General features: G+C 58.8%; 12 protein-coding genes. 4 read left to right on the forward strand and 8 right to left on the reverse strand.

Going from position 1 to position 13,435, the window contains the following annotated elements:
- The first annotated feature begins 45 nt into the window (after nucleotides 1–45).
- From PGR09_RS19995 to PGR09_RS20010, 4 genes are all read left to right on the forward strand, one after another.
- Nucleotides 46–1,059, forward strand: a complete 1,014-nt coding sequence (locus PGR09_RS19995; RefSeq protein ID WP_015704222.1) for a Gfo/Idh/MocA family protein — start codon at nucleotides 46–48, stop codon at nucleotides 1,057–1,059.
- Nucleotides 1,060–1,100: 41 nt separating this feature from the next.
- A complete protein-coding gene (locus tag PGR09_RS20000) occupies nucleotides 1,101–1,985 on the forward strand; it encodes a sugar phosphate isomerase/epimerase family protein (RefSeq protein WP_047055726.1) in 885 nt (294 codons plus the stop codon).
- A 23-nt stretch (nucleotides 1,986–2,008) separates the two neighbouring features.
- A complete protein-coding gene (iolE, locus tag PGR09_RS20005; protein ID WP_430916454.1) occupies nucleotides 2,009–2,908 on the forward strand; it encodes a myo-inosose-2 dehydratase in 900 nt (299 codons plus the stop codon).
- A gap of 153 nt (nucleotides 2,909–3,061) precedes the next feature.
- Nucleotides 3,062–4,558, forward strand: a complete 1,497-nt coding sequence (locus tag PGR09_RS20010; RefSeq protein WP_015368530.1) for a sugar porter family MFS transporter — start codon at nucleotides 3,062–3,064, stop codon at nucleotides 4,556–4,558.
- Nucleotides 4,559–4,658: 100 nt separating this feature from the next.
- On the opposite strand, the gene PGR09_RS20015 is transcribed toward PGR09_RS20010, so the two are convergent.
- The 8 genes from PGR09_RS20015 to PGR09_RS20050 form a co-directional block, all read right to left on the reverse strand.
- Entirely contained in the window at nucleotides 4,659–5,969 is a 1,311-nt protein-coding gene (locus PGR09_RS20015) for an ABC transporter substrate-binding protein (RefSeq protein ID WP_430916455.1), read from the reverse strand.
- Nucleotides 5,962–7,035: an ABC transporter ATP-binding protein gene (locus PGR09_RS20020; RefSeq protein ID WP_289578031.1), complete on the reverse strand. Its 1,074-nt coding sequence runs from the start codon at nucleotides 7,033–7,035 to the stop codon at nucleotides 5,962–5,964. The genes PGR09_RS20015 and PGR09_RS20020 overlap by 8 nt, the downstream gene beginning before the upstream one ends.
- A gap of 5 nt (nucleotides 7,036–7,040) precedes the next feature.
- Nucleotides 7,041–7,865: a phosphodiesterase gene (locus PGR09_RS20025; protein WP_430916456.1), complete on the reverse strand. Its 825-nt coding sequence runs from the start codon at nucleotides 7,863–7,865 to the stop codon at nucleotides 7,041–7,043.
- A gap of 10 nt (nucleotides 7,866–7,875) precedes the next feature.
- On the reverse strand, nucleotides 7,876–8,763 hold the full coding sequence (locus tag PGR09_RS20030; protein ID WP_315712414.1) for a carbohydrate ABC transporter permease: 888 nt from the start codon (nucleotides 8,761–8,763) through the stop codon (nucleotides 7,876–7,878).
- On the reverse strand, nucleotides 8,753–9,625 hold the full coding sequence (locus PGR09_RS20035) for a carbohydrate ABC transporter permease (protein WP_315712415.1): 873 nt from the start codon (nucleotides 9,623–9,625) through the stop codon (nucleotides 8,753–8,755). The genes PGR09_RS20030 and PGR09_RS20035 overlap by 11 nt, the downstream gene beginning before the upstream one ends.
- Before the next feature lie 142 nt (nucleotides 9,626–9,767).
- A complete protein-coding gene (gene ahr / locus PGR09_RS20040; RefSeq protein ID WP_032709732.1) occupies nucleotides 9,768–10,787 on the reverse strand; it encodes an NADPH-dependent aldehyde reductase Ahr in 1,020 nt (339 codons plus the stop codon).
- A gap of 113 nt (nucleotides 10,788–10,900) precedes the next feature.
- On the reverse strand, nucleotides 10,901–12,370 hold the full coding sequence (locus tag PGR09_RS20045) for a SulP family inorganic anion transporter (RefSeq protein ID WP_315712416.1): 1,470 nt from the start codon (nucleotides 12,368–12,370) through the stop codon (nucleotides 10,901–10,903).
- Nucleotides 12,367–13,005: a carbonic anhydrase gene (locus PGR09_RS20050; protein WP_315712417.1), complete on the reverse strand. Its 639-nt coding sequence runs from the start codon at nucleotides 13,003–13,005 to the stop codon at nucleotides 12,367–12,369. The genes PGR09_RS20045 and PGR09_RS20050 overlap by 4 nt, the downstream gene beginning before the upstream one ends.
- Between the last annotated feature and the right edge of the window lie 430 nt (nucleotides 13,006–13,435).

Below are 13,435 nucleotides of genomic sequence, written 5' to 3' on the forward strand. Positions count from 1 at the left end.
AAGAACACGAACCCTGAACCCTACAGAACTACGGAGAGAACCATCATGTCACTCAAATTAGGTGTCATCGGCGCAGGCGCCATCGGTAAAGAACATATCCGTCGCTGCACCCAGGTCTTACAGGGGGCGACTGTGGTCGCCGTTTCCGATATCAACGCCGATAACGCCCGTGCGGCAGTAGCGCTGCCGGGCGTGCAGGCGGAAGTCTACGCCGACGGTCATGATGTGATTAAAGCCAGCGACGTTGACGCCGTGCTGGTGACCTCCTGGGATCCAACCCATGAAGAGTACACCCTGGCGGCTATTGAGGCCGGTAAGCCCGTCTTTTGCGAAAAGCCGTTGGCGATGAGCGCGGAAGGCTGCCGCCGCATCGTTGATGCTGAAATGAAAGCCGGGCGTCGCCTCGTTCAGGTCGGCTTTATGCGCCCGTACGATGAAGGCTATCTGGCGCTGAAGAAAGTCATTGATGACGGCGATATCGGCGCGCCGCTGATGCTGCGCTGCGCCCACCGCAACCAGTCGGTCGGCGAGAACTACACCACCGATATGGCGATCACCAACACCCTGATCCACGAACTGGACGTGCTGCGCTGGCTGCTAAATGACGACTACCGCTCCGTACAGGTACGCTTCCCGCGCTCGACCTCCCATACCCATGCGCGGCTGAAAGACCCACAGATCGTCTCGTTTGAAACGAAAAAGGGCACCCTGATCGACGTCGAAGTCTTCGTAAATTGCCAGTACGGCTACGACATCCAGTGCGAAGTCGTTGGCGAAACGGGCATTGCGCGCCTGCCGGAACCGTCGGCGGTGGAGATGCGTAAAGCCGCCAGCCTGTCGACAGCCATCCTTACCGACTGGAAAGACCGTTTCATCAAAGCCTACGACGTCGAACTGCAGGCATTTATCAATGATGTGAAAGCCGGCAAGCTGCAGGGCCCCTCAGCCTGGGACGGCTATGCGGCATCGGTTGCCGCCGACGCCTGTCTGAAGGCGCAAGAGTGCAACGAACCGGTAGCAGTATCGCTACCTGAGTGCCCGGCATTCTACCAACGCTAAATCCTCCTTCACCGACGTAACGTTTCAAACAGGTAACGACGATGAAAATTGCTTTTGATGTCGATGTGATTCGCGATCTCGGGATCACCAGAATGGTTCAGCAGGTGGCGGAGTGGGGCTACAAATACATTGAACAGTCGCCGCACCCGCAGATTAACCCATTCTACAAACATCCGCGCGCCAGCCGGGAGATCATGGCCGAGTATAAGCAGGCGCTGCGTGACAACGGCGTTGAACTCTCCTCGTTCATCTGCGTTTATCGCTGGTCCGGCCCGGATGAGCTGCGCCGTCAGGCGGCGGTGAAGAACTGGAAGCGGCTCATCGAAGTAGCGGTAGAGATGGGCGTGCAGGTTATCAACACCGAATTTTCTGGCGATCCTAACCAGCCGGAAATTTGCGAAGAAATGTTCTACCGCTCGATGGAAGAATTACTGCCGATATTCGAACGTGAAGGTATCCGCGTCGAAATCCAGGCCCACCCGTGGGACTTCTGCGAAGAAAACAACGAGACGGTGGATATCGTGAAGTCCTTCCGTAGCGACAACGTGAAGTACGTCTACAGCGTGCCGCACACCTTCTTCTACGACAAAGGTAAAGGTGAAGTCGAGAAGATGCTGCGCTATGCCGGTCAGGACCTGTCGCACGTGCTGATTGCCGATACCCGCAATCACACCAAACACTGCCGCTATATCGTTAATCCGCCGGGCGTTGACGCCGCCGTACACCAGCACGTCGGCGTCGGCGAGGGGGATGTCGATTTCGATGCTCTGTTCCGCACCCTGCGAGATATGCGCTTCGCTGAACAGACCTTCAAAGTTGGCGGTGAACCGATCGTCTGCACCTCGCTGTTTGGTTACCCGGAAAAGATGACATACCAGGCCGTGGAAACGCGTGAACTTATCGAACGTGAACTGCTGCGCCGGTAAGGCGCAGCGGCAGGAGCATCAAAATGAACAAAGACAACGTCAAACTGGCTATCGCCCCTATCGGTTGGACTAACGATGATATGCCTGAGCTGGGGAGCGAAAACACCTTCCAGCAAACGGTCAGCGAAATGGCGCTGGCCGGGTTTACCGGCAGCGAAGTCGGCAGCAAATATCCGCGCGATCCGGCGGTGCTGAAGCCGATGCTGGATATTCGCGGCATGCAGATTTGCAACGCCTGGTTCAGCACCTTCTTCGCGAATGGCCAAAGAGAAAAAACCATCGATGAATTCGTTAACCACATGAATTTCCTCCATGCGATGGGCGCGAAGGTGATTGGCTGCTCTGAACAAAGCGGCAGTATCCAGGGGCTCGATAAACCGATTCTCGGCGATGTAAAACCGTGCTTTAGCGACGAAGAGTGGCAGCGGGTAGCTGAAGGTTATAACGCGCTTGGCAAACTGGCGGCAGAGAAGGGGATGCAGGTTTGCCTACACCACCATATGGGCACCGGCATTCAGACTGCCGCGGAGATCGACAAGTTTATGTCGCTGGTGGACGAACGCGTCTTCCTGCTCTACGACACCGGTCACGCCTGGTATTCAGAGGGCGGCGAGGCGCCGATGCTGGCGATCCTGAAAAAATATCTGCCGCGCATCAACCACGTGCATCTGAAAGATGTCCGCCCCGCGGTGATTGAGCAGGTGCGCCGCGAAGGGCTCTCATTCCTCGACGGCGTCAAGAAAGGCACCTTTACCGTACCGGGAGATGGCGCCATCGATTTCCGTCCGGTTTTCCAGTTGCTGGATGACTACGGCTACAAGGGCTGGATGGTGGTGGAAGCCGAACAAGACCCCGCGCTGGCGAACCCCTTCGAATACGCCGTAAAGGCGCGTAAGTACATCCGCGAAACGGCAGGAATCTGATCGTTGATGCATTTCGGGCCACACAGCTGCGTGGCCTGCTTTTTCTAAACCTCAAGAGAACCACACGAGAACGACACGTCCGTGAGGCAGGAGGCCTCTGTATTCAGACAAGAGCATATCTTCCCCCTACAAGGTAGGTTACTGGAGTCTTCTATGTCACAGGAACAATATCTCACACTCAATAAAGCGTCGGGGCCGAATAGCGACGCCCCGGCAACGCCGTTTGTTAAGATCGTTGCGTTGATTGCGACCTTAGGCGGTTTACTCTTTGGCTACGACACCGGGGTGATTTCCGGCGCCCTGCTGTTTATGGGTAAGGAACTGCACCTTACGCCGTTTACCACTGGGCTGGTGACCAGCTCGCTGCTGTTCGGCGCCGCATTCGGCGCACTGCTTTCTGGCCATCTGGCCAGCGCCGCAGGCAGAAAGAAAATCATCCTCTGGCTGGCGGTGATCTTCGCTATCGGCGCGGTGGGTACTGCCCTCGCGCCGGACGTCAACTGGATGATTTTCTTCCGCCTGGTTCTCGGCGTAGCGGTTGGCGGCGCGGCGGCAACGGTGCCGGTATATATCGCTGAGATGGCGCCCGCCAACAAACGCGGGCAACTGGTCACGCTGCAGGAACTGATGATCGTCTCCGGTCAACTGCTGGCCTATATCTCTAACGCCACCTTCCATGAGCTGTGGGGCGGAGAAAGCACCTGGCGCTGGATGCTGGCGGTGGCGACGCTGCCTGCCGTGCTGCTGTGGTTTGGCATGATGTTTATGCCGGATACCCCGCGCTGGTACGCGATGAAAGGCCGACTGGCGGAAGCGCGCCGGGTGCTGGAGCGTACGCGGCGTAAAGATGATGTCGAATGGGAGCTAATGGAGATTACGGAAACTCTCGACGAGCAGCGCAATCTCGGTAAGCCAAAAATTCGTGAAATCATGACTCCGTGGCTGTTTAAGCTGTTCATGATCGGTATCGGCGTGGCGGTTATTCAGCAGCTTACCGGCGTCAATACCATTATGTACTATGCGCCGACGGTGCTGACCTCGGTCGGTATGACCGATAACGCCGCGCTGTTCGCCACCATTGCCAACGGCGTGGTTTCGGTACTGATGACCTTTGTCGGCATCTGGATGCTGGGGAAGATAGGCCGTCGCCCGATGACCATGATCGGCCAGTTCGGCTGTACCGCCTGCCTGGTGTTTATCGGCGCGGTGAGCTACCTGCTGCCGGAAACGGTCAATGGTCAGCCGGATGCGCTGCGCGCCTATATGGTACTGGCGGGAATGCTGCTGTTCCTGAGCTTCCAGCAGGGGGCGCTGTCGCCGGTGACCTGGCTGCTGTTGTCGGAAATTTTCCCAACCCGGATGCGCGGGATGTTTATGGGCGGGGCGGTGTTCTCAATGTGGATTGCCAACTTCCTGATCTCGCTGTTCTTCCCGATGCTACTGTCGTGGGTCGGCCTGTCCGGAACCTTCTTTATCTTTGCGGCAATCGGCATCTTCGGCGCGATCTTCGTGATCAAATGCGTGCCGGAAACGCGCAACCGCAGCCTTGAGCAGATCGAGCACTATCTGCGCGAGAAGCTGGATACCAGCCCGGCGGGAAAAGCCTACGCGCGTAAATCCTGGGCTTCGTCGCAGGCGGATAAAATCTAAGGCTTCGCAAAATCTCCCCGGCGCATCCTGCGCTGGGGGCGGTTGGTCACCCGGCCTGGGCGTTTACGCCGCAAGCCGGGCGCCCCGCTACAGAACTGCGCTACTTCACTTCTCCCAGCGCGGTCTTATCAACATAAGGTTTCATTAGCGCGTCAGCTTCCTTCTGCGCCGCCTGTACCGCTGCTTCCGGCGTTACTTTGGCATCGTTGATCACCGCCGCCAGCTGGTTCTCCATCGCCTTACGCACGGCGACGGTCTCCCAGGTGGAGTACCACGGATGCGCGTACTTCAGCTGTTCAAGGGCGATCGCCGCCCTCGGGTCCTGCTGCAGATATGCTTTCATCTCCGGCGTATCATACGAAGCCTTACGCGGCGAGAAGTAGCCGGTAAAGCGGCTCCACGCGCCGTTCACCTGCGGGCTTACCAGATAAGTCAGGAACTGGTAGGCCGCTTTCTTCTGCGCGTCGTTGATGCCTTTAAAGCTTACCAGGCTGGCGCCGCCGATCGGCACCGCGCGCTGCTCCTTGGCTGGTAGCATGGCGACACCGAGTTCAAAATCTTTACTGTTCTCGCGCATAAAGCCCAGCGCGCCGGTGCTGAGCATCGCCATTCCGAGCTTGCCGGAGAAGAATGCGGCGCTGATCTGTTTCGAATTCAGTACCCCGGAAGGCATCACTTTGTCTTTGTAGATCAGATCCTGCCAGAAGCGCAGAGCGCCGATAGCGGTCGGCGAGTTGTAATAAACCTCACCCGGATAGTCTTCATTGAAATATTTACCGCCGTTGGCGCGCACCAGCGCCGAGAAGATCCAGCCGCCGTAGTCGTCGTTGGTCGACGGCAGCATGATCCCCCACTGGCCTTTGCTCTCATCGGTCAGCTTTTTGGCATCAGACAGCAGCTCGGCCCAGGTCTGCGGTGGTTGGGCGATCCCAGCCCGATCGAACAGCGTCTTGTTGTAGTAGAGAATTGGCGTCGAGTTATGGAACGGGATCGCATAGGTGGTGCCCATCACCTGGGCGTTCTTATGCATCGCGGGCCAGAATTCCTTTTGCAGAAAATCGCCAGCCTTTTGATCGCCGTATTTAAACAGCTCATCCATCGGCAGGATCTCATCCTTCAGCGCCAGATCGGTGGTGAAGTTGGCGGACATGATCACCAGCGCCGGCGGCTGCCCGGCCTTCTGTGCGGATTCGGCTTTGATCTTGGTGGTGTCATAGTTGCCGGTGAAGATGCCGCGAACTTCGACATCCTGCTGCGAGTCGTTGAACGTTTTAATAACGCGTGTCATCTCCATCGTCAGCTTGCCGTCTACCGGGGCCGGGAACATGAAGTCTATTTTCTCTTTCGCCAGCGCCGCGCCGCTCAGAGCGAGGCTGAGCCCAACCGTCAGGGCGGTGAGGGGGTTAAACATGGTCTGTCTCCATCAGTAAATTATGCTGGGTCTCAGCATGAAAAAGATGCACATCGGCAGGCGAGAAGCCGAGGATCAGCGATTCGCCTTTTTCCGGCACTGCGCCGCGGTGGCGGCGGCTAAAGCGCAGGGTGCCGATCGGGGTGCTGACGTGGAGCAAATAATCGGCTCCCATCAGTTCTCGTTGCAGGACGGTGCCCGGCAGGCGCAGATGGCCTTGCTCCACGCGGTCGGTAATATGTTCCGGGCGAATGCCCAGCCAGACGCGGGTCTGGCTGCGGTGGCGCGGCGGTAGCGGATGGCGTAGTTCGCCAAGCTGAACGTTGCCGTCAACGCAGGGGAGCGATAGCAGGTTCATCGCTGGCGAACCGATAAATCCGGCCACGAACAGATTGGCCGGGTTGGCATACAGATATTCTGGCCGTCCTACCTGCTGCACGTGGCCGCCGTTCATCACCACGATGCGGTCGGCCATCGACATCGCCTCGGTCTGATCGTGGGTGACGTAGACGGTACTGGTTTTCAACTGCTGGTGGAGGTCCATAATGCTGTCACGGACTTCGCTGCGCAGGCGGGCGTCGAGGTTGGACAGCGGTTCATCCATTAAGAACAGCCGCGGATTACGCACGATCGCCCGCGCCATCGCTACCCGCTGCCGTTGGCCGCCGGAGAGCTTCGCCGGTTTGCGATCGAGCAGCGCCTCCAGCTGCAGCATCTGCGCGACTTTATCTACCCGCGGCTGCCAGCCGCTTTTCTCTTCCTTGCGTACCTTCATGCCGAAGGTGATGTTGTCGCGCACAGAGAGATGTGGAAACAGCGCATAGTTCTGGAAGATCATCGCAAAATTGCGTTCGCGCGGCGTGGTGTCGGTGATGTTCTCATCATGCAGCCAGATTTCGCCTTCGCTGACCTGATCCAACCCGGCAAGCAGGCGCAGTAGGGTGCTTTTACCACAGCCCGACGGGCCGACCAGCACCACAAATTCGCCTTCGTGGATATCAAGCGACAGCGCGCTGAGCGCTGGTTTACCGTCGAAATGTTTACTGATGTTTTGCAGACTGAGCATGGCGGTTAGCGCTCTTCCGTTGGACAACTGATGTTTTCGTCGTACAGCCACGGCCCGGCGTAGTGGGCCAGCGAGTGCTGGTAGCTTACCCACTGCTCGCCGACCTGGCGGTGCATCAGGCACGAAGCCGGCGAGAGATCGTAATACGGGCGAGTGTCTTCGTGGCAGTAAGGCACCTGATGGACAGTGCCGGGGAGGGTGGAGATCAGCGTCTGGCGATACTGGGTCATGGTCAGGCTATGGTTATGTCCGCAAAAGATGCGCGTCAGCGACGGGAAACGCTCCACCAACGCCAGCAGACGGTGGCCGTTTTCACAGGCAATCGGGTCCATCTGCGCATTGCCCAGCGGCAGCGGCGGGTGGTGCATAAACACCGTTGCCGGTTTGTCGCCGCCCTCGAACAGCTGCTCCTCCAGCCAGCTGATGGTCTCGTCGGTCAGCCAGCCTTTTGAAGTGCCGGCGCGGCTGGAGTCGATAAACAGCAGGCGGGTAGCGAAGTCGTCAACCGCATAGCGCATATTATTGGCATCGTTGCCGAGCAGCGGGCACAGCGGCTGCAGGTACTCCAGAAACAGCGCTTTATCATCGTGGTTGCCGGGGATCGGATACAGCGGATAATTCAGGCTGCCGAGGATCTGGTGAGCGACCTGATACTCCTCCGGGCGGCCGCAGTTGACGATATCGCCGCTCACCACCACCGCATCCGGGCGTTCGCGCAGCGCGTTAAGTTGAGAAACCACATCAGCATTGGCGGCATTGACGTCGATAAAACCGTACAGCTTTTCGCCGCGGCTGCGGAAATGGGTATCGGAAATGTGCGCTAACAGCATGAATAACTCCTTATTTGATCCCGGAGAAGCCGAAGCTTCGCAGGAACTGTTTCTGGAAAAGGATGAACGCCAGCATCAGCGGCAGGCAGACCATCAGCGTCCCGGCGCCGATGGTGCCCCATTGGCCGCCGGATTCAGCGCCCATGGCGAAAGAGACCAGCCCGACGGTCAGCACCTGCTTATCGGGATCGTTGAGCATCATCAGTGGCCACAGGTACTCGTTCCAGTGGTAGGTAATGCTGACGGTGGCGAAGGCCAGCACCGACGGCCAGGAGATCGGCAGCAGTACGCGGAATAGCACCTGCCACCAGAGGCAGCCCTCCATCAACGCTGCCTCTTCCAGCTCTTTCGGGATGGCGAGGAACGCCTGGCGCATCAGAAACACGCCGAACGCCGAGGTAAAGTAAGGCATCATCACGCCGGTCAGAGTGTTGAGCAGGCCGAAGGTTTTCAGAGTCAGCATGTTCGGCACCATCATCACCACCGGCATGATCATCAGCTGGACGAGGAACAGCAGAAACAGCGTTTTCTTGCCGCGAAATTCGTGGCAGGCGAAGACGTAGCCGGCGGTGGTGATGGTGAGTAGCTGCACGAAGAAAGTGCCGAAGGTAAAGATAAGGGTGTTGGCGTACAGGCTCAGCCAGTCGGCGCTGTCCCAGGCGTCGCGGAAGTTATCGAGAGTCAGCGGCAGACGGGGCAGCAATGAGGCCATATCTTCGCCGAAGGTGGTGGCGCTGAACGAGGTCGCCAGCATCCAGATAAACGGGCTCACCCATAGCAGCGCCAGGCAGCACATGATTACCGTCAGGGTAAAGGGCTGTGAGCGACGCAGGCGCAACCACAGCGGACGCGCAGCGGCGGGCGAGCGGACCATCAGCGGCGAGATTTCAGCGCTCATAGTGGGCTCCTTTTTCCAGCAATTTCAGGTTAATCAGCGAGAAGGCAAACAGCCCGGCCAGCGTCAGGAAAGTGGCGGCGGAGGCTTTGCCGAGGTCGTGGGTATCCCAGGCGAGATTCTGGATGTAATAGAGCAGCACGGTCGTGGCGTTATCCGGCCCGCCGCGCGTCATCACCGCGACGTGATCAATTTGGGTAATGGAGTAAATCAGCGCGGTGGTGATAACAAAGCTCAGCGTCGGGCGCAGCAGCGGCAGCGTGACCTTAAAAAACACCTGGGTGCGGCTGGCCCCTTCCATCAGCGCTGCTTCCCGCGTTGAGGCCGGAATGCTCTGCAGCCCGGCGAGGAAAAACAGCATGTAGTAGCCAGCGAATTTCCACACGCCAATCAGCGCCAGCGCCAGCAGCGCGCTGTTGCTGCGCCCCAGCCAGTTGTTGTTCTGAGGGCCAAATAGCTTCGCCAGATAGTGATCGAGCAGGCCGAGGCCGGGCATAAAAATAAACAGCCACAGCGCGGCGGCGCTGACCATCGGGATAATCATCGGGAAGAAAAAGGCGGTGCGCAGCCAGCGGTTGACGCGGTGATTCTCGCTCAGCGCCACCGCCAGCAGCAGGGCGAGCGTCACGCCGGGTACCACCGTCAGCAGGATATAGTGCAGATTATTGACCAGCGATTGCCAGAAAACGCCGTCGGCAAACAGGCGGGCGAAGTTATCCAGCCCGACGTACTGTGCGCCGTCGCTGGCCATGCGGGTATCAAACAGGCTGTCATAGACCGAACGGCCAAGCGGAAACCAGGTAAACAGCAGTAAAAACAACAGGGAAGGCGACAGTATCAGCCAGGGGAGCCAGCGCTTATTCATGGTGACGGGCGTCTCGTTCAGGCGTTTATGGAAGCCCGGATTGTGGGAAGCGATGACTACAGGGGAATGGCGGGGAGATGACGGTTTGATGAAGCAAGAAGAAAAGCGCCGGGCGCATGGGACGCCCGGCGGTAAATACCAATCAGAAGTCGGCTTTTAGTACCGCGCGATAGCGGGCTTTACCTTCGCGCACGTGTTTCAGCGCTTCGTTAATTTGCGACATCGGGAACAGTTCGGTGGTTGGCGCCACTTTGCTACGCCCGGCGAATTTCATCAGCTTACGCAGTTCGGACGGGTTACCGGTCGCCGAGCCGGAGATGCTGCGGTCGCCGCCGATAAGGGTAAAGGCCGGTACCGGGAACGGCTTCATCACCGCGCCGACGGTGTGGAAGTTGCCGCCGTAAGCCAGCGCCTGGAAGTACGGCTGCCAGTCGAGATCCACCGCCACGGTGTTGATGATCAGATCGAACTGACCGGCCAGCGCGGTTAACGCCTGCGGATCGCGGCTGTTCACCACGCGATCGGCGCCCATTGCCAGCACTTCCTGCTCTTTAGCCGGGTTGGAACTGAAAGCGGTCACTTCCGCCCCCATCGCCCGCAGCAGTTTAATCGCGATATGGCCGAGGCCGCCGATACCAATCACGCCGACGCGGCTGGTGGCGGTCACGTGGTGGGTCAGCAGTGGTTTGAAGACGGTGATACCGCCGCACAGCATCGGGCCGGCGGAAGCTAGATCGATGCTCTCCGGCAGCGGGATCACCCATTGCCAGTCGGCGCGCAGCTTATCGGCGAAGCCGCCGCGGTTCATAATGGTCGGCACAGAGCCTTCCAGGCAGTTGATCTGATTGCCGCTGATACAGGCGTCGCAGTGGCCGCAACTGCGCGCCGTCCAGCCGATCCCGACCTTCTGACCAATCTTCAGCCCTTTATCCTGCGCCGCGCTGCCCAGCGCCGCCACCCGACCAATAACCTCGTGACCGGCGACCAGCGGGTAGCTCGACATGCCCCATTCGTTGTCGATCATCGACAGGTCCGAATGACAAATCCCGCAGTACTCCACTTCGACTTCAACATCTTCCGGCAACAGTTCGCCGGCATCGTACTCCCACAGCGACAGATCGGCGCCCGCTTCTTTGGCGGCGTAACTTTTAATGATGCTCATGTTTGTTTCCTTGGGGTTGGCGTAGTAACGAAGAAAGTGTAGAGCATGGCAACAGGCGTCGCTTGGCATTAGGAGGGGTGGATAAGCGGGCGGACCAGCCGCCCGGGAGACGGTCAGCGGCTGGCAAGTGGCCACTGATTGAGGCGGATACCGCGCTGCGGCGCGCTCTCGGCAAAATCATCCAGCACCGCCTGCACATCCGGGTCAAGGTAGCCGACGTTATCGTGCTCGACGATCACCACGCTCTTTTCCGGAATTTTCGCCAGCAGCGCCAGCAGATGTGGATTGTGTAAAAAGGTCAGGTTCTGCTGGATGCGCAGCACGTAGTGGTCGTCGTAACGGGCCAATTGCAGCGAATGGCGATGGCTACGCCAGATGCTGAATGCCACCTGGGTGGCGAGGCCAATCCCGATCCCCGCCAGCATGCCGAAGCCGATAATCCCACCAATGGTGGCAAGGAAGGGGACGTACTGTGCAGCGCCCTGGCGAAACTGTTCAATGAACAGCCGCGGCGTCGCCAGCTTATAGCCGGTATACAGCAGCACGGCAGCGAGGCTGGCGAGTGGGATTAACGTCAGCAGGCCGCTAAACCACAGTCCGCAGATCAGTAGCAGCACGCCGTGGATAAAGATCGACAGTTTGCTCTGCGCGCCGTTGCTGACGTTGACCGAGCTGCGAACGATGACCGCGGTGATCGGCATCGCCCCGAGTACGCCGGAGAGCAGGTTGCCGACGCCCTGGGCGACCATTTCGCGGTTCGGCGAAGACGGCGGATTTTGCGGACGCAGTTTTTTCAGCGCCTCCTGGCTGAGCAGAGTTTCGAGGCTGGCGACCAGCGCTAGGGTCAGCGCCACCACCCACACCGACGGATTACGCCACGCGCTCCACGCAGGAGACTCCAGCTCGCCCAGCAGGCCGCCGAGGGTGCCGAACTCCGGCAGGGTAATGCGCGGCAGGGCGGCAAGCTGCTGCGGCGCGGCCTGGGTCATTAATACGGTGGTGACACAACCGAGCAGGACAGCGATCAGCGGGCCGGGGATCCAGCGCAGGCTCTTCACCCGGCGGATAAGCGGCGAACCCCACAGCCATAGCACCAGCAGGCCGCCCAGGGCGACGGCGATAGCGCTGAGGGAGAAGGTGGCGTTACCCTGCACGATATCGGTGAGCCCGGTCTCTTCTGCGCTGCCAAGCGCGACGGGGATCTGCTGCATAATCAGCAGGATGCCGATCGCCGCCAGCATACCTTTGATGACGCTAGCGGGAACCAGCGAGATAAAGCGCCCGGCCCGCAGGATGCCGAACAGCAGCTGCAGCACGCCGGCCAGCACCAGCGCCATCAGGAAGACGGAGAAGGAACCTAGGGATTCGATGGCGGCGACGACGATGGTGACCAGTCCGGCGGCGGGGCCGCTGACGGCGAAGCGGGAAGGGCTGAGGGCGGTGACGACCAGGCCGCCGATGATACCGGTCAACAGACCGACAAAGGGCGGTAAGCCGCTGGCCTGGGCGATGCCGAGGCACAGCGGCAGGGCGACAAGGAAGACGACAATGCCTGCGAGAGAGTCCTGACGAAGAGTATTCATGGGGCATGCTCCTGAGGTGAGAGGTGTTCGACGAGAGTGGTCAGATGGCCGGATGCCAGATCGTAGACGCAGCCGTGCAGGCTGAGCGGCCGTCCGCTGGCGAGCAGCGTCTGTACGGGTTCACAGTCAAGCAGGTGGCTGAACTGGGCGCGAACGTTGGCCTCCACCAGGGCGTTGAGCGCTTCGGCCGCGTCGGCGTCAGTGTCAGTGGGCGTCAGAGCAGCAATATCACCCTGCAGGGTATCGCGCAGTGAGCCGATGCGGCGGGCCAGCGCCGAGGACTCGTGGGCCAGCGGCATCTCCGGCAACGACAGCGCCGCCTGCACGCCGCCGCAGCCGTAGTGGCCGCAGAGCACCACCCGTTCGACCTCGAGATAGTGGAGGGCATATTGCAGTACGCTCATAAAGTTGTCGTCGGCAGGGTCAATCATGTTAGCGATATTACGGTGGACGAAGAGTTCGCCGGGATGGCTGCCGGTGAGCACTTCGGCGGGAACGCGGCTATCGGAGCAGCCAATCCACAGCGAATGTGGCCGCTGCCCGGCCACCAGTTTTTCAAAATATTCCGGGTCATGCTGGCACTTCTGCAGCGCCCAGCTGCGGTTACGCGCCAGTAAAGGTTTTAGGGTAGTCACAGTCTTTCTCCTGATTTAATTCACCGAGTGAAGATGTCCATCGAGACTCGTACAGCGACTAGTAAAAATAGTATTTACCGGAACTTTCACGCCTGAGGAAAATCCTGGAATAAAGTACGAACACAAAACTTTTCATTAATGTAAAGTTATAAAAATATTGACGTAATTAATAAATTCTTAAGGATTGCGGTAATAAGAAAAAGCGATGGAGTAGTTTTTTATGGAATATATAAATTAATTACATTAATTATTCTGGAATCTTATATTGAGTGCTCGAGGAAGCGTAAATACTTATGGTGGGCGGCGATAAAACGTTGGCGCGATGAGGGTGTAATGTGAGATGGATTTGAGAAAAATTGGGGCGGGATTGGTGATGTGTTGGTCGTAGGGGCAGGGAAGTGAAGGCCAGGGAGCCGGTTTGTTGCGCATT

The sequence above is a fragment of the Klebsiella sp. 141251 genome, assembly GCF_050600725.1.
Classification (GTDB): Bacteria; Pseudomonadota; Gammaproteobacteria; order Enterobacterales; family Enterobacteriaceae; genus Klebsiella; species Klebsiella aerogenes.